The 18,817-nt window shown below is 35.9% G+C and carries 8 protein-coding genes, 1 tRNA gene, 2 rRNA genes and 1 pseudogene; 3 read left to right on the top strand and 9 right to left on the bottom strand.

The window, feature by feature from the left end; translation table 11 throughout:
• Both R2808_RS07665 and R2808_RS07660 read left to right on the top strand, forming a co-directional pair.
• Positions 1 to 626, top strand: a 626-nt coding sequence (locus R2808_RS07665) for a hypothetical protein (protein WP_371270372.1), incomplete at its 5' end; no start/stop codon positions are given.
• 199 nt (positions 627 to 825) lie between these two features.
• A pseudogene (locus tag R2808_RS07660) lies at positions 826 to 1,005 on the top strand (prolipoprotein diacylglyceryl transferase family protein); the annotation flags it as partial.
• Between the two features lie 11 nt (positions 1,006 to 1,016).
• Here the strand turns inward: R2808_RS07660 and R2808_RS07655 are convergent.
• The 9 genes from R2808_RS07655 to R2808_RS07615 all read right to left on the bottom strand — a co-directional run bounded on the left by R2808_RS07655 (position 1,017) and on the right by R2808_RS07615 (position 16,119).
• Positions 1,017 to 1,481 (bottom strand): hypothetical protein, encoded by a 465-nt coding sequence (locus R2808_RS07655; protein ID WP_371270371.1) that lies wholly within the window; start codon positions 1,479 to 1,481, stop codon positions 1,017 to 1,019.
• A gap of 70 nt (positions 1,482 to 1,551) precedes the next feature.
• Positions 1,552 to 4,488 carry a protein translocase subunit SecDF gene (secDF, locus tag R2808_RS07650; RefSeq protein ID WP_371270370.1) on the bottom strand — a complete coding sequence of 979 codons (2,937 nt, stop codon included), beginning with the start codon at positions 4,486 to 4,488 and terminating at the stop codon, positions 1,552 to 1,554.
• Positions 4,489 to 4,659: 171 nt separating this feature from the next.
• A complete protein-coding gene (mdh, locus tag R2808_RS07645) occupies positions 4,660 to 5,592 on the bottom strand; it encodes a malate dehydrogenase (RefSeq protein ID WP_371270369.1) in 933 nt (310 codons plus the stop codon).
• Positions 5,592 to 6,623, bottom strand: a complete 1,032-nt coding sequence (locus R2808_RS07640; protein WP_371270368.1) for a DUF6588 family protein — start codon at positions 6,621 to 6,623, stop codon at positions 5,592 to 5,594. Before R2808_RS07640 ends, mdh begins: the two co-directional genes overlap by 1 nt.
• Positions 6,595 to 8,535: a DNA topoisomerase (ATP-hydrolyzing) subunit B gene (gene gyrB / locus R2808_RS07635; protein ID WP_371270367.1), complete on the bottom strand. Its 1,941-nt coding sequence runs from the start codon at positions 8,533 to 8,535 to the stop codon at positions 6,595 to 6,597. Before gyrB ends, R2808_RS07640 begins: the two co-directional genes overlap by 29 nt.
• 272 nt (positions 8,536 to 8,807) lie before the next feature.
• Positions 8,808 to 10,472, bottom strand: coding sequence for an asparagine synthase B (gene asnB / locus R2808_RS07630; RefSeq protein ID WP_371270366.1), 1,665 nt, complete (start codon positions 10,470 to 10,472; stop codon positions 8,808 to 8,810).
• A 732-nt stretch (positions 10,473 to 11,204) separates the two neighbouring features.
• Positions 11,205 to 14,096, bottom strand: a 23S ribosomal RNA gene (locus R2808_RS07625).
• Positions 14,097 to 14,461: 365 nt separating this feature from the next.
• Positions 14,462 to 14,539: transfer RNA gene (locus tag R2808_RS07620), tRNA-Ile, on the bottom strand.
• A 74-nt stretch (positions 14,540 to 14,613) separates the two neighbouring features.
• A 16S ribosomal RNA gene (locus R2808_RS07615) occupies positions 14,614 to 16,119 on the bottom strand.
• Together the 16S and 23S rRNA genes with 1 tRNA gene alongside form the textbook arrangement of a ribosomal RNA operon.
• 728 nt (positions 16,120 to 16,847) lie before the next feature.
• On the opposite strand from R2808_RS07615, the gene thrS reads away from it, so the two are divergent.
• Positions 16,848 to 18,788 (top strand): threonine--tRNA ligase, encoded by a 1,941-nt coding sequence (thrS, locus tag R2808_RS07610; protein WP_371270365.1) that lies wholly within the window; start codon positions 16,848 to 16,850, stop codon positions 18,786 to 18,788.
• Positions 18,789 to 18,817 lie beyond the last annotated feature (29 nt).

Below are 18,817 nucleotides of genomic sequence, written 5' to 3'. Positions count from 1 at the left end.
ATTGTATGAAAACTATAACTTGTATAATATATGTTCTTTTTTTATCTAATATTTATTCTCAAAAATTCGAATTTGATGTACTTACCAAGTATAAACTAAAAAATCGAGAAAGCATTGTTTATTCAAATTCAAAACATGAAGACTACGTAATGTATATACAAGGAAATTCTGAATATAAAATCGCAAAGTTATATGATTTAAAAAAAATGATTTTGCATAAATTTGATGTCAAAGAAGTAAAAAGTAAGAATGAAGTTTTTTTTCAATTTATGTATAAATCTACTAATGATATGAATTTTTATAAATATTGGGATAAATCTAAAATTCAATACGAATGGATAAGTAATAATGGTTTAAATGGTGAAATTAAATTAAATATTTATAAGAATTATAAGAAGACAAAGTTATTATATACAGTATATATGAAAGTACAAAAAAGTAATGTTAATCTTTTTCATGTATTTAAATTTAGTTGTTTACATCCTTTTGAATTTTATAGAAATTTTAATATTCCAGAAAACATAATTGTTAAAAGTTCAAAAATTGAATTATCTTCTGGTAGATTAGAAGAACACAGTAGTTTAGTATATAGTAAAAACATTTTATTTGAAATAGAAATAAAATAAGAACACTATCCTAAAAAGTGTGCAAGTTTAAAATAATGGGGGTTGACTTTTTAATTAAAGTTGAACCCTTTTTTCAAAATAGTTAAGAAATGATTGAGTATTAATCCCCAATTTTGGATTGGAATTGACTTTTTTTGGTTGATTCTCTCAGTGCCAAATATACGGATTTTAAAACAGCATCATCCGTTGGGAACTATAATTTATTTTTTGCATATTTTTAGTTTTACTTTGGACCGTTCGTTTTCTTGTAGAATACGTAAAAGAAAGTCAGGGTGGTTTTGAAAATGCTTTAGGCGTATTTTCTACTGGGCAATGGTTAAGTATTCCGTTTATTATTGCTGGTTTTTACTTTATTTTTAAAGCGAAGAAATCAAGTTAATAAAAAGAAAACTAATCTTCTTTATTTACATCTATTCCTACTCCAAGTATATAAGGCAAATATTGGTGTTGTGAATCTGATGATTGTAACGAATTTCCAATTTTTATAGTGTAGTTTCCTTTTTCTAATTTTTGAGTAAGAATTACTGCATATACATCGCAAATATCGCCTAAACAATCGCCTAGATGTTTGCCATTTTTATCTATTATTTTAACATTAACAATATCCATATAAATGTCTTTTTCTTCATTATTAATTCCAACTAAAACAGGAAAATCAGTTATTGGAAAACCGAAAATATGACCTAAATGTAAACGTATCGTATAGTTGGCTTCGTTTTCAATAGAAAAATGAAACGTTTTTACATCATTATTATACCATCTGTTATTTTCAAAATCTTTATTAAATTCTGAATAAACTACATTTCTATTACACGAAAAGAGCAATAGTATAAAAATTAAACTATATTTTTTCATCTTATAAAGATAAAAAAAGTCCTAAATAAAATTATTTAGGACTTTCAAAAGTTTGTATTACATACGATAATTATTTATCATCGTCTTCATCTTTTTTAAATTCTGCCATTCTACGAGCTTCTTTTTCACTCATAGCATCTGTCATAATTGGCACAGCCACAAATAATGATGAATATGTACCTACTAAAATACCTACTAAAATAGCAAATACAAATCCTCTAATGGTTTCTCCACCAAATATAAAGATGGCAACTAAAACCACTAAAGTTGTTGCTGAAGTATTAATAGTTCTACTTAAAGTAGAGTTTAATGCTTTATTTACTAATCCTTTAAAATCTGAAGATGAGTTATAATCTAAATACTCACGAACACGGTCAAAAACAATTACAGTATCGTTTAACGAGTAACCAATAACCGTTAAAATTGCAGCTATAAAGGCTTGATCGATTTCCATATTAAATGGTAAAATAGTATAGAAAAATGAGAATACACCCAATACTATAATTACGTCGTGTGCAACCGCTACAACAGCTCCAAGACCAAATTGCCATTTACGGAAAGAAATCATTAAGTAAACAAATACAATAAATAATGAACCTAATACTGCCCAAATTGAGTTGGTTTTAATGTCTTTTGAAATAGTACCTGATACTTTAGACGATTGCATTACACCAAACTCTTTTCCATCGTAAGATGTTACAAATTTTTCATAAGTTAAACCTTCTGGTAAATATTTTTTAAGACCATCATAAAGTTTTTGATTTACTTCTTTATCTACTCCTTCTCCTTCTTCGTCAACTTTATATTTAGTTGTAATTTTTAACTGATTATCGTTACCAAATTTCTTTGCTTCGGCACTACCAAATACTTTGGTTAAATCGGCAGTTACATCAGATGCAACAACTGGTTTATCAAAACGTACTTGGTACGTTCTTCCTCCTACAAAATCTACACCTTGATTTAAACCTTTTGTAAAGATTGAAATTAAACTTAATGTTATCATTATAGCCGAAAGTATATAAGCAATTTTACGTTTCGATAAAAAGTCGAAGTTTAAGTTTTTAAACCAGTTCTTAGTTATAGCAGTTGAAAAAGTAATATTTTCTTTGCGCGATAAACTCCAATCTAACAACATTCTTGTAATGAATATAGCTGTAAATAAAGAAGTTATAATACCAATTATTAAAGTTGTTGCAAAACCTTTAATTGGTCCTGTACCAAAAACAAATAAAATAATTGCCGTTAACAAAGTAGTTACGTTAGCATCTACAATAGACGACATTGCTCCTTTCCAAGTATAAGCATAGTTTACGGCTTCATCAACCGTTTTACCTGAATCTAGTTCTTCTTTAGCTCTTTCATAAATAATTACGTTAGCATCTACCGCCATACCTATAGTTAAAACGATACCCGCAATACCTGGTAATGTTAAAACTGCTCCAAAACTTGCTAAAGCACCAAAAATGAATAGTATGTTTACTAATAAGGCTAAATTAGCATAAAAACCAGCTTTTCCATAATAGAAAATCATCCATAATAATACTAAAGAGAAACCTATTATAAATGACAACATACCATTATCAATAGCTTCTTGTCCTAATGATGGACCAACAACATCTGACTGAACAATTTCGGCAGCTGCTGGTAATTTTCCTGCTCTTAAAATATTAGCTAAGTCTTTTGTTTCGTTTACAGTAAAACTTCCCGAAATTTCAGAACGTCCACCTGTAATAGCGCCACGGCTTACACCTGGTGCCGAATAAACGATATTATCTAAAACAATAGCGATTGCGTTTCCTTGTTGCGAAACTTTACCCGTTAATTTTTCCCATTCTTTTGCTCCTTTTCCGTTCATTTGCATAGAAACGGCTGGTTTACTCATTTGGTCAAACGTATCGGTTGCATCTGTAATAACACCACCACTAATTGGCGCTTTGTTTTCTCTATTTCCTTTTAAGGCATATAACTCTACAGCATCTGGTGCTTTTTCATCAATTTTACCCCAAGCAAATTTAACATCAGCTAATTCTGATGGCAATAATGAACGAATGTATGGTCGTTTTAAATAGCCGTTTATTTTTGCTGTATCTTTTGCTACAAAAATACCAATATAAGGTGTGCCTTGTTGCCCTGGAGCAACCATACTATCAAATAATGGGTTTATTTCTACTTTAGTAGAATCGGCTTTATCGGTAAGTAAAGAATCGATACCTGTAGCTACTTTTTCTTCAATTTTATCTTCTTTAACTTCTGTTTTCTTTAATTCGTTGTTTGCTGCAACTAAGAAATTCCCTATTTCGTCTACTTTATAAGTTTCCCAAAATTCTAATTGTGCTGTAGATTGTAATAATTTTTTAATACGATCTACATCTTTTGCTCCTGGTAATTCTACTAAAATTCTACCAGAATTTCCTAATAATTGAATATTAGGTTGTGTTACCCCAAATTTATCAATACGTTCGCGTAGTACTTTAAACGCAGATTCTACCGATTCTTGCACTTTTTGTTTAATAATAGGCTCTACTTGAGCATTGGTCATATTAAACTTAATAACATCGTCTAAATTTCTGTTTCCAAAGATTTCGGCGTCTGCTAGTTTTAAATTGGCTTTATCGGCTTCTGCAAAGAAAGCATCAATATAATCTTGATTTCCTTGTTGGTTTGTTTTAGCGTCTGCTAAAGCTTTATTGAAAGCTGCATTTTTTGATCCGTTTGCCAATCCTTTCAAAATGTCTTTTACCGAAATTTGAAGGATAACATTGATACCACCTTCAAGGTCTAGACCTTTATTAATTTGATTGTTCTTTACGGTTTCATAGGTTTGTCCTAAAAACACCTTTTCTTTTGAAATGGAATCTAAATACGTTACTTCCTTTTTAAAATCGCCGTTTGCAAACTTTTTTGCATCTTTCTCAATTTTATTTGCAACAAATGTAAATGACAATTGGTAAATACATACCAAAGCAAATATAACTGCGAAAAATTTTACTAGTCCTCTATTCTGCATTACTACAAAAATTAATTAATTATCTTATTATAAAAAACGGACAAATATATAATTTACAATAGGATTAAGCAATTTTATTTTATAATAAAATTGGTTTTTTTTTACTTATTGCTCAATACATAAAAAAACTGTCAAATAAATTTGACAGTTTCCGTTATTTGTGGGTTAAAATTATAAAACAGCTTTTAACGCTTCGTTCATATTACGAACAGCCATTGCTGATTTTTCGAATAATTCTTTTTCGGCATCGTTTAATTGTACATCTACAATTTGTTCTACTCCATTTTTGCCTATAATACAAGGAACGCCAATACAAATATCGTCTTCACCATATTCGCCATTAAGCATTACCGAACAAGGAATCATACGTTTTTGATCGTTTAAAATTGAATCTACTAAATAGGCAACAGAAGCACCTGGTGCATACCAAGCCGATGTGCCTAATAATTTAGTTAAAGTTGCACCACCTACCATAGTATCTGCAGCAACTTTCTCTAATTCTTCTTTAGATAAGAAATTAGCAACTGGCGAACCATTATAAGAAGCTAAACGTGTTAATGGAATCATTGTCGTATCGCCGTGGCCACCTATTACCATTCCTTGTACATCGTTTGATGGTTTATCTAAAGCTTGTGATAAAAAGTATTTAAAACGTGAACTATCTAAAGCACCACCCATACCAATTACACGATTTTTAGGTAATCCTGTAGCTTTTAACGTTAAGTAAGCCATAGTATCCATAGGGTTCGACACTACTACAATAATAGCATTTGGCGAATGCGCTAAAATATTTTCGGCAACCGATTTTACAATTCCAGCATTAATACCAATTAACTCTTCACGTGTCATGCCTGGTTTTCTAGGAATACCCGATGTAATTACTACAACACTACTTCCTGCTGTTTTTGAGTAATCGTTTGTACTACCAACTACTTTTGTATTAAATCCTGTAGTTGTAGCACATTGCATAATATCCATAGCTTTACCTTCGGCAAAGCCTTCTTTAATGTCTAACAATACTACTTCGCTTGCAATTCCTCTATACGCAATAACATCGGCACATGTTGCGCCTACATTACCCGCACCTACAATAGTTACTTTCATTATTCTATTTTTTTAGTATTAAAATTAAATGTATAGTTAAGTCCTAAATTAACATTTGCAAATTTACCAAATGAAAATGAGCTTTTTAAAAAAAAGTCGTTAAAATAATAATTTGCCGAAATTTCGCCCATAAAGTTCCATTTATCTTTTTCGAGCTGGGGCAATTTATTATTAATAGTAGTTGCCAAATTAATAGGGCTTTCTGTTTTGCTCGAAACTTTGTAATTAAATGTACTATAATTGGTTAAAGCTGATGCTATAATTTCAAATTGATTAATTTCTTTTGATACTGCAATTTGAAAATGATAGGTGTTAATTTTTGCGGTAAACTGATTTAAGCCTAAATCGCCATAATTTGTTGGAACGTCTAAAAAATCGAAAGAAATATCTTCATTAGAATACATCATTATTGCTGCTAAATTGATTTTCTTTTCTTCTAATTTTTTAAAATATTGACTAAAATTATGTTGCAAACCAAAACCATATACTTGGTAATCGCCTTTTTTTAGTTTAGTTCGTGTAGAATAGCGTCCTACTACTTCAAAACCATAAGGTAAACTTAATCGGGCTTGTAAATACGGATAAACTATAGTTTCTTGATTAATACCTTCGGGCGTTTTAAAGCGTATTTGTTGATTATCTAAATTACCATATAAATATACTTGCTCATCATTTCCAAAAGCAGTGGGCACAATTGCCGAATTGGTATTTTCGATTTGCAAAAACTGAAAATCATTATTTGAAATGGTAAATTGTCTATCGCGATTAGGGACAAAAAATAAATTGGCATGAATACCTAAATCGAACTGCCATTTTTCTCTTTTTTTAGCCGAATTTATCCAAGAAGACGAAGCTTGATAAACAGCGCCGTCTGTAGCGGGAACTATATATTTTTCGGAATAAAATAGGGCATCTGATAACAGATACCCTATTTGTTCGTCTAATGTTTGTGCAGTACTATTTACACTGCACATTACAACTACTATTATTGCTAAAAATAAATTACGCATCGATATTAGCATAAACGGCATTTTTTTCAATGAACTCACGTCTTGGTGGTACTTCATCGCCCATTAGCATAGAAAAAACTCTATCGGCTTCCGAAAGACTTTCAATAGTTACCTGGCGTAGTGTTCTAAATTCAGGATTCATAGTGGTATCCCATAATTGTTCTGCGTTCATTTCTCCAAGACCTTTGTATCGTTGAATATTTGTGCTTCCGCCCATTTCTAGCGAAATTCTATCGCGCTGATCATCGTTCCAAGCGTATTGTTTTTTGTTTCCTTTTTTAACTAAGTAAAGTGGTGGTTGTGCTATATAAACGTGTCCGCCTTCTATTAACTCTTTCATATAACGGAAGAAAAACGTTAAAATTAAAGTTGAAATGTGAGAACCATCGACATCGGCATCACACATAATAACTACTTTATGATAACGTAATTTTGATAAATTTAATGCTTTACTATCTTCTTCTGTTCCTACAGTTACGCCTAGTGCAGTAAAAATGTTTCGAATTTCTTCGTTTTCAAATACTTTGTGCTGCATGGCTTTTTCTACATTTAATATTTTACCTCGTAATGGTAAAATAGCTTGAAAAAAGCGATCGCGACCTTGTTTTGCTGTTCCACCTGCCGAGTCTCCCTCTACAAGGAAAATTTCGCATTTTGCAGGATCTTGCTCAGAACAATCGGAAAGTTTTCCTGGTAATCCGCCACCGCCCATTACGGTTTTACGTTGCACCATTTCGCGAGCTTTTTTAGCAGCATGACGTGCTTGCGCGGCTAAAATTACTTTTTGCACGATTATTTTAGCATCGTTTGGATTTTCTTCCAAATAATTTTCTAACATTTCGGCTACTGCTTGCGAAACTGGCGAAACCACTTCACGGTTTCCTAATTTTGTTTTGGTTTGACCTTCAAATTGAGGTTCGGCGACTTTTACTGAAATAATTGCAGTTAAACCTTCACGGAAATCGTCTCCAGAAATTTCAAATTTTAACTTATCTAATAATCCTGAAGCGTCTGCATATTTTTTCAATGTACGTGTTAATCCCATACGGAAACCTTGTAAATGTGTTCCGCCTTCGTGAGTATTAATATTATTTACATACGAAAAAATATTTTCAGAATAACTGTCGTTATAAATTAAAGCAACTTCTACAGGAATTTCACCTTTTTCGTTTTCCATAGAAATAACATGACCAATAATTGGCACACGATTTCCATCTAAAAATTTAACAAATTCTTTTAAACCTTCTTGCGAATAGAATGTTTCTTTTACATCGTTACCCTCTTTATCTTTTTCACGTTTATCGGTAAGTGTAATGGTTATTCCTTTATTTAAAAAGGATAATTCTCGCAAGCGAGCTGCTAAAGTATCGTATGAATAAACCAGTGTTTGTGTAAAAATAGTAGCATCGGGTTTAAAGGTAACTACTGTTCCTCGTCTATCGGTTGTACCTACTTGTTTAACTGGGTAAAGTGTTTTTCCTCTTTCATATTCTTGCTCCCAAATTTTACCATCGCGATAAACAGTTGCTTTTAAATGATCGGAAAGTGCATTAACACAAGATACACCTACTCCGTGTAAACCACCCGAAACTTTATATGAATCTTTATCAAATTTACCTCCAGCTCCAATTTTTGTCATTACAACTTCTAAAGCTGAAACGCCTTCTTTCTTATGAATATCTACTGGAATACCACGACCGTTATCTTCAACAGTTATAGAATTATCTTCATTTATAGCAACGTGAATAGTATCGCAATGTCCTGCTAATGCTTCGTCTATTGAGTTATCTACAACTTCATATACTAAATGATGTAACCCCCTAACGCCTGTATCACCAATATACATAGAAGGACGCATACGTACGTGCTCCATTCCTTCTAATGCCTGAATACTATCTGCTGAATAATCTTTTTTCTTTATTTCTTCACTCATGGTTTAATAGCTTATACTTTCAATTTTGATTAACAAACAAATATAAACATTTTAGAGGTAATTTTTACAAAAATAAGCATCAAAACATTCAAAGTTATTAACATTTGTTAATTATACAAAAGTGTCTTAAATCGAATAAAAATGAGGTTAAAATTGATTTGGTTTGTTTTTTAAGCCTTTAAAAAAATGAAAAAACAGAAAATGGTTTATTTGCAAAATATAAAAGCCTTTTTTGGGCTAAAAAGGCTTTTACTAAAAAAAATGTAGGTTAGTTAATAGGATTTAATGTGTACTTTTGATACTGCTCTACCCGATGGATCATTTAGATTTTTAAAAGCTTCATCCCATTCTAATGCTACTTTTGTGCTACAAGCTACACTTGCTTCTTGCGGTACTGTTAAAGCTGCAGCATCGCTTGGAAAATGTTCAGAATATATAGAACGGTAATAATATTCTTCTTTTGATGTTGGTGTTTGTATAGGAAATTTATATTGGGCATTTTTTAATTGTTCGTCGGTTATTTCTTTTTCTACTATTTCTTTTAATGTATCTATCCAACTGTAGCCAACACCATCGCTAAATTGTTCTTTTTGTCGCCACGCTACACTTTCGGGCAACATATCTTCAAATGCTCTACGCAATACCCATTTTTCCATTCTTTCGCCATTAATCATTTTATCTTGCGGATTAATTTGCATAGCAACATCTATAAATTCTTTATCTAAAAACGGTACACGACCTTCAATTCCCCAAGCGGCCAAACTTTTATTGGCACGCAAACAATCGTACATATGTAATTTACTTAATTTGCGAACTGTTTCTTCGTGAAATTCTTTCGCATTTGGTGCTTTGTGAAAATACAAATATCCGCCAAATAACTCATCGGAACCTTCGCCTGAAAGCACCATTTTTATACCCATTGATTTAATAACTCGTGCCATTAAATACATTGGCGTAGAAGCACGAATAGTAGTTACGTCATAAGTTTCTATATTGTAAATTACATCACGAATAGCATCTAATCCTTCTTGAATAGTAAATTTAACCTCATGATGTACTGTTCCAATATGATTAGCCACTTTTTTTGCAGCAGCTAAATCTGGCGAACCTTCTAAACCAACAGCAAACGAATGCAATTGAGGATACCATGCTTCTTGTACATCTTCAGATTCGATACGCTTACTGGCAAACTTTTTAGCTATTGCCGAAACAATTGAAGAATCTAATCCACCAGAAAGCAAAACGCCATACGGCACATCACTCATTAACTGACGCTTTACAGCCGCTTCCAAAGCTTCTTTTACAGCTTTAATACTTGTTTCGTTTTCTTTAACAGCATCATATTCTGTCCATTCTCTAGTATACCATTTTACAAACTTCCCATCTTTACTTGATAGATAATGTCCTGGTGGAAACAATTCTATTTTTGTGCAAAATCCTTCTAACGCTTTTAATTCTGATGCTACATAAAAAGTTCCAAACTCATCCCAACCAATATAAAGTGGAATAATGCCCATATGGTCGCGAGCAATTACATATTCGTCTTTTTCAACATTGTAAACCGCAAAACCAAATATTCCATTTAATTCATCTAAAAATTGTGTTCCTTTTTCTTTATATAAAGCTAAAATAACTTCACAATCACTTTCCGTTAAAAATTCATATTTTCCATCAAATTGCTTACGCAACTCTCTATGATTATAAATTTCGCCATTTGCGGCTAAAACCAAATTTTTATCTTTTGTAAATAACGGCTGTTTTCCAGAAGCTGGATCTACAATAGCTAATCGTTCGTGAGCCATTATAGCTCGTTCATTACTAAATATGCCACTCCAATCTGGACCTCGATGACGAATTTTTTTAGCCATTTCTAAAACTTGAGGTCGTAATACTTCTGCTCTTTGCTTTATATCAAAAGCGCATACAATTCCACACATACTAAATTATTAAATTATTAGTAAGCAAATATCAAACATAAAAACAATATTGAAAACAAATAACGAATAAATAGTTTATTTTTTAAACTAAAAAACATAAATATAAACAAATGTGTAATTAATTCATTAAATTAGAGCACTTTTTTTCATTTTTCAAAACACGTACTCTTCCCGCTATCGCCTGCACGGGGTGCTTGGCTCTATCGGGGCTAATAAACACCTAAGTCTTTGTAATTAGCGATTTAGCAAATGTGACAATGAAGCAATTAGAAAATTAGCGAATTTGAAAATACTAGTGATTTTACCTTTTTATCATTTCCCTTTTACCTAAAACATTTCACTCAACTTTCGACTTTTTACTTTTCACTAATTTTCAACATCCGACATTCAACATTCGACATTGGACTTTTGACATTCGACATATATTAAACAAAAAAGCCTGTCTAAATAATAGACAGGCTTTTCAAAAGAAAGGCAGCGACCTACTCTCCCACATTACTGCAGTACCATCGGCGCTATCGGGCTTAACTTCTCTGTTCGGAATGGAAAGGCTGACAATAACCACCTTAAGTTTTAGTTTTCAGTTCACAGTTTTTAGTTTACAGTTTTACAACTCTTAACTTATAACTCAAAACTCATAACTGCAACCTTAGTTGCAAATATTTTAACATATTGAGAAAAAAAGAATTTAAATAAGAAAGAAAGTTTCCCCCGCAATTAAGCGGGGGGCGTGTACATAAGCTTACGGGTTATTAGTACTACTCGACTATGACATTACTGCCTTTACATCTATAGCCTATCAACCTAGTCATCTTCTAGGACCCTTTAAAGAAATCTCATCTTGTGGTGGTTCGCTTATATGCTTTCAGCGCTTATACGCTTCGAACGTAGCTACTCTGCAATGCCCCTGGCGAGACAACAGATACACCAGCGGTTCGTCCAATTCGGTCCTCTCATTACTAGAATCAGATCCCTCAAATTTCTAGCACTTCGCAGTAGATAGAGACCGAACTGTCTCACGACGTTCCTGAACCCAGCTCGCGTGCCACTTTAATGGGCGAACAGCCCAACCCGCGGGACCTTCTCAGCAGGATGCTTGAACGAGCCGACATCGAGGTGCCAAACCCCCGTCGATGTGAGCTCACCAGGGGGAGATCAGCCTGTTATCCCGGCACCTTTTATCCTTTGAGCGATGGCCCTTCCATGCGGAACACACGGATCACTATGCTCTACTTTCGTACCTGATCGACCTGTATGTCTCTCAGTCAAGCTCCCTTATGCCATTACCTCTACGCACGGTTACCAAGCGTGCTGGGGAGTGCCCCAAAGCCTCCGTTACTCTTTTGGAGGCGACCACCCCAGTCAAGCTACCCACCAAGCAATGTCCCCCCGCAATCGCGGGGTTAGGCCTCAGACAAGCAAAGGGTGGTATTTCAACAATGACTCCACAACGCCCTAGCGACGCCACTTCATAGTCTCCCACCTATCCTACACATCACGTGTCCAAGGTCAATACTAAGCTATAGTAAAGGTGCACAGGGTCTTTTCGTCCCACTATTGCGGGTAATCGGCATCTTCACCGATACTACAATTTCACACCGAGCTCATGGCTGAGACAGTGTCCAGATCGTTACACCATTCGTGCAGGTCGAACTTACCCGACAAGAATTTCGCTACCTTAGGACCGTTATAGTTACGGCCGCCGTTTACTGAGGCTTCAATTCAATGCTTCTCCGAAGATAACATCCTCTCTTAACCTTCCAGCACCGGGCAGGTGTATCCAGGCCCTATACGTCATCTTACGATTTTGCAGAGCCTATTGTTTTTGATAAACAGTCGCCTGGACCTCTTCACTGCGGCCCCGATTATTGCATCGGGGCGACCTTTCTCCCGAAGTTACAGGTCTATTTTGCCTAATTCCTTAGCCATAGATCCTCTCGAGCACCTTAGGATTCTCTACTCAACTACCTGTGTCGGTTTACGGTACAGGTACTTATCATCTAAGTTTAGAAACTTTCTTGGAAGCCCTTGACACACTATCTCTTTGTCGAAGACGCTGAGTACTATCAGTCTTTGCCATTCTCTACGGATTTGCCTATAAAGAATATAGCTACAACCTTCAACGAACAATTCCGTCTGTTCGCGGTGCTTTCATCACTCCGTCATTCCATCACAATGATAAGTAGTACGGGAGCTATTAACCCGTTGGCCATCGACTTCCCCTTCGGGTACGCCTTAGGACCCGACTAACCCTCAGCTGATTAGCATAGCTGAGGAAACCTTAGTTTTTCGGTGTGCGGGTTTCTCGCCCGCACATTATCGTTACTTATCTGCCTGCAGAGGCGCTTTTCTAAACAGTCCAGCAAACCTCGCAGTTTTTACCTTCAACCCAGTTTAGAATGCTCCCCTACCACTGTATTTACATACAATCCTTAGCTTCGGTAGTATACTTATGCCCGATTATTATCCATGCTCGCCCGCTCGACTAGTGAGCTGTTACGCACTCTTTAAATGAATGGCTGCTTCCAAGCCAACATCCTAGCTGTCTAAGCAGGCAAACCGCGTTTTTCAACTTAGCATACATTTGAGGACCTTAGCTGATGGTCTGGGTTCTTTCCCTCTCGGACATGGACCTTAGCACCCATGCCCTCACTGATTATTATCATTTACTAGCATTCGGAGTTTGTCAGGAATTGGTAGGCGGTGAAACCCCGCATCCAATCAGTAGCTCTACCTCTAGTAAACTATTATAAGCGTACCCCTAAAGGCATTTCGGGAGTACGAGCTATTTCCGAGTTTGATTGGCCTTTCACCCCTACCCACAAGTCATCCGAGAGCTTTTCAACGTCAACCGGTTCGGTCCTCCACTGTGTGTTACCACAGCTTCAACCTGCCCATGGGTAGATCACACGGTTTCGCGTCTACCATTTTGACTATAGCGCCCTATTCAGGCTCGACTTTCGCTACGGATCAGTACTTAATACCTTATCCTTGCCAGCAACGGTAACTCGTAGGCTCATTATGCAAAGGCTGCGCCGTCCTCGATAAATTGGCTCCGACCAACTTGTAAGCGTATGGTTTCAGGATCTATTTCACTCCGTTATTCACGGTTCTTTTCACCTTTCCCTCACGGTACTGGTTCACTATCGGTCTCTCAGGAGTATTTAGCCTTAGCGGATGGTCCCGCTAGATTCATACAAGGGTTTCACGTGCCCCGCACTACTCAGGACCTACTACTATCTTACTACACTTTACTTATACAGGACTATCTCCCTCTGTGGTTAACCTTTCAGGTTATTCTAATTCATTATAGCTCGAATATCGCGGTCCTTTCGACACACACGTTATTGCCGTAACAACAACGGTTTGGGCTAGTCCGCGTTCGCTCGCCACTACTTACGGAATCACTTTTGTTTTCTTCTCCTCCGCCTACTTAGATGTTTCAGTTCAGCGGGTTCACTCACCTATCGGTGTACTATGTCTTCAACATAGTGGGTTGCCCCAGTCGGATATCTGCGGATCAACTCGTATGTGCCAATCCCCGCAGCTTTTCGCAACTTATCACGTCCTTCATCGCCTCTGAGAGCCTAGGCATCCCCCCATACGCCCTTATTTTGCTTATTGTACTTTTAGATTAAACTTATAGCTTATAGCTATCAGCTTAAAACTGTGCTTTCTATTCTACTTATTATATTTTTTTCTCAATATGTCAATGAACTTTTCTCTTAGTGATTAGTACCTAGTAATTAGTGATTAGTTACAATTGCATTTCACTCTTTACTATTCACTTGAATAGTGGAGAATATCGAGTCGAACCGATGACCTCCTGCGTGCGAGCAGGCGCTCTAGCCAGCTGAGCTAATCCCCCATTCTTAAATTCAGAATTATGAATTCGGAATTACGAATTTTGAATTCTCAACTTCCAGAATTTCCTTTTTTATTTAAAATACAGATTTTTTAATTCGTAATTTATAATTCGTAATTAAAAAAAGTAGTCAGGCAGACTCGAACTGCCGACCCCTACATTATCAGTGTAGTACTCCTAACCAGCTGAGCTACGAGACTCTGTATTTAATAGTTTCAGACAAACAGCTAGAAAGTAAAACAATACCTAAAATAACTTAATTTTATCGTTTCTCTAGAAAGGAGTGTTCCAGCCGCACCTTCGGGGTACGGCTACCTTGTTGACTTAGCCCAGTTACCAGTTTTACCTAGGCAGCTCCTTGCGGCGACCGACTTCAGGTACCCCCAGACTTCCATGGCTTGACGGGCGGTGTGTACAAGGCCGGGAACGTATTCACGGTCATGGCTGATATCCGATTACTAGCGATTCCAGCTTCATAGAGTCAGGTTGCAGACTCCAATCCGAACTGAGACGGTTTATAGATTCGCATCATCCTATCGCTAGGTAGCTGCTCTCTGTACCCGGCCATTGTAGCACGTGTGGCCCAGGACGTAAGGAGCCGTGATGATTTGACGTCATCCCCACCTTCCTCACGGTTTACCGGCAGTCTTGTTAGAGTTCCCACCATTACGTGCTGGCAACTAACAACAGGGGTTGCGCTCGTTATAGGACTTAACCTGTTTCTCCTGGCACGAGCTGACGACAACCATGCAGCACCTTGAAAGACGTCCGAAGAAATTACTGTTCCAAATAACGTGTCTCCCATTTAAGCCCTGGTAAGGTTCCTCGCGTATCATCGAATTAAACCACATGCTCCACCGCTTGTGCGAGCCCCCGTCAATTCCTTTGAGTTTCACACTTGCGTGCGTACTCCCCAGGTGAAGTACTTATCACTTTCGCTTAACCACTCAACATAAATGCCGAACAGCTAGTATCCATCGTTTACGGCGTGGACTACCAGGGTATCTAATCCTGTTCAGCTACCCACACTTTCGTCCATCAGCGTCAATCGTCTGTTAGTAACCTGCCTTCGCAATTGGTATTCCATGTAATATCTAAGCATTTCACCGCTACACTACATATTCTAGTTACTTCACAAAAATTCAGTCCTACAGTATCAATGGCGGTTTCCAGTTGAGCTGGGAGATTTCACCACTGACTTATAAGACCGCCTACGGACCCTTTAAACCCAATAATTCCAGGATAACGCTCGAATCCTCCGTATTACCGCGGCTGCTGGCACGGAGTTGGCCGATCCTTATTCTTACAGTACCGTCAAACTAGTTCACGAACTAGCGTTTCTTCTCTTACAAAAACGTTTACAGCCCATAGGGCCGTCTTCCTGCACGCGGCATGGCTGGGTCAGAGTTGCCTCCATTGCCCAATATTCCTCACTGCTGCCTCCCGTAGGAGTCTGGTCCGTGTCTCAGTACCAGTGTGGGATCTCCCTCTCAGGACCCCTACCCATCATCATTGGTAAGCCGTTACGCCTTACCAACTAACTAATGGGACGCATGCTCATCTACGTACCGTTGGAACTTTAATCATCAAATGATGCCATTCGATAATACTATGGGGTATTAATCCAAATTTCTCTGGGCTATCCCCCTGTACAAGGTAGATTACGCCGCGTTACGCACCCGTGCGCGGTCTCATAAGTGCAAGCACTTACTACCCCTCGACTTGCATGTGTTAGGCCTGCCGCTAGCGTTCATCCTGAGCCAGGATCAAACTCTTCATCGTATATTATAATATTATTCGATAAATTGCTAGGTTATTCTTAATATCGCCTTACTTTCTTATTTTTTTGTATGCTGTTAATCCAATATGTCTATGAACGTATTCTTTCCTTTTTATTTCGCTAAATTTTTAACTTAGCGGAATTCCATCGACGCTTTTTTATCTGGCAAATGTTTTTGAAACTTTTTTGAAAAAAATTGAAAACACTTACAAAACACAAAAAAAATTAAGAACCTCTACTGCTTTTCCGTTCTAAACGGACGGCAAAGATACTAGCTTTATTCCTTATTATCCAAATAAATTTTTAAGTTTTTTAAAACTTTTATTTATATAAACAAAACACCCTAAATCCAATGAAAATGCCTTATCTAAGCGGGTGCAAAACTAATACTCTTTTTCTTTTTTGCAAACTTTTTCCAACCTTTTTTATAAAGTTTTTTACTATAACCTTACTAACAGAGTGTTAGCTATTTCAATTATGAATTATGAATTATGAGTTATAAATGTAAGTGATAACAACAAAATACGTTTTTTCTCCCCGATGGTAAAAGTATCCTTTTTCTTTATTAACAACACCATTTTATAGTTAATGTAAACAAAAAGGATATAGTGAACAGCGAGACAAAACTACTATTGGAAACAAATTTATATACTATATAAAATACTATAATATCTATAGTATTGTTTGAGTAATGCTAATGTTGTATATTTGCACCTTTAAAATTTAGTAGATGATTAAAATTACTTTACCAGATGGTTCGGTTAAAGAGTTTGCACAAGGTGCAACACCAATGGATGTGGCTTTGAGTATAAGCGAAGGTTTAGCAAGAAATGTAATTTCGGCTTCTTTTAATGGTACAACTATTGAAACCTCTACTCCACTAACCACCGATGGCTCTTTAATGTTATATACGTGGAATGATGATGAGGGCAAAAAAGCTTTTTGGCATTCAACTTCGCACGTAATGGCACAGGCTATTGAAGAAAAGTATCCTAATGCAAAGCTAACGCTAGGACCAGCTATTGAAAATGGTTTTTACTATGACGTTGACTTTGGCGATGAAAAATTTACAGACGCTAATTTTAAGAATATTGAAGATAGAGTTTTAGAAATTTCGAGAGAAAAACACGATTTTAAAATGCGTTCGGTTTCTAAAGCAGAAGCATTAGATATATACAAGGATAATGAATATAAAACTGAATTAATTTCGAACTTAGAAGACGGAACCATTACGTTTTGTGATCATTCTAATTTCTTTGATTTATGTCGTGGTGGCCATATTCCAAATACTGGAATTATAAAAGCAATGAAAATTCTTTCTGTTGCTGGTGCTTACTGGAGAGGCGATGAAAAAAACAAACAATTAACTCGTGTTTATGGAATTTCGTTTCCTAAACAAAAAGATTTAACAGAATATCTTCAATTATTAGAAGAAGCAAAAAAACGCGACCATAGAAAATTAGGTAAAGAATTAGAATTATTCCATTTTTCACAAAAAGTAGGTCAAGGTTTACCATTATGGTTACCAAAAGGAGCTGCTTTGCGCGATAGATTAGAGCAATTTTTGAAAAAAGCACAGAAAAAAGCAGGATACGAACAAGTAGTAACGCCACATATTGGTCAAAAAGAATTATATGTAACTTCTGGACACTATGCGAAATATGGTGCTGATAGTTTCCAACCGATACATACTCCTGCGGAAGGTGAAGAGTTTTTATTAAAACCAATGAATTGCCCACACCACTGTGAGATATATAATGCAAAACCTTGGTCGTATAAAGATTTACCAAAACGTTATGCCGAATTTGGCACAGTATATCGATATGAACAATCTGGCGAATTACATGGTTTAACTCGCGTTCGTGGATTTACACAAGATGATGCGCACATTTTCTGCACACCCGATCAATTAGATGCCGAATTTAAAAATGTAATTGATTTAGTACTATATGTATTTGGTTCATTAGGATTCGAAAACTTCACTGCCCAAGTTTCGGTTCGTGATTTAGAAAATCCAGATAAATATATAGGTAGTGTTGAAAACTGGGAAAAAGCAGAAAATGCTATTATAAGCGCAGCAAAAGACAAAGGATTAAACTATGTGGTTGAAGCCGGAGAAGCTGCTTTCTACGGACCTAAATTAGACTTTATGGTTAAAGATGCTTTAGGAAGAAGTTGGCAATTAGGTACAATTCAAGTAGATTATAATTTACCAGAACGTTTTGATTTAACTTATAAAGGAAGTGATAATGAATTACACCGTCCTGTAATGATTCACAGAGCACCATTTGGAAGCATGGAACGATTTGTGGCAATTTTACTAGAACATACTGCAGGAAATTTCCCTATTTGGTTAATGCCCGAGCAAGCTATAATACTGTCTTTGAGTGAGAAATATGAAAAATATGCTCAAAAAGTTTTAAATTTGCTAGAAAATTACGAAATTCGCGCCCAAATTGACAATAGAAACGAAACTATTGGTAAGAAAATTCGTGAAGCAGAAGTGCAAAAGTTCCCTTTTATGCTAATTGTTGGCGAAGAAGAAGAGAAAAATGGCACAATTTCTGTTAGACGACATGGTGACGATGGAAAATCGAACCAAAGCATGACTGTTGCGGCTTTTGCGGCATTAGTTCAAGAAGAAATAGATAAAACATTAAAACAATTTTAAGTTTAATTTAAAAATTTTAAGTCATAGCA

The organism is Flavobacterium sp., assembly GCF_041392005.1.
Lineage (GTDB): Bacteria > Bacteroidota > Bacteroidia > Flavobacteriales > Flavobacteriaceae > Flavobacterium.
Note: the sequence above shows the minus strand (reverse complement) of the source record. Positions and strands in the feature narration are given on the sequence as shown.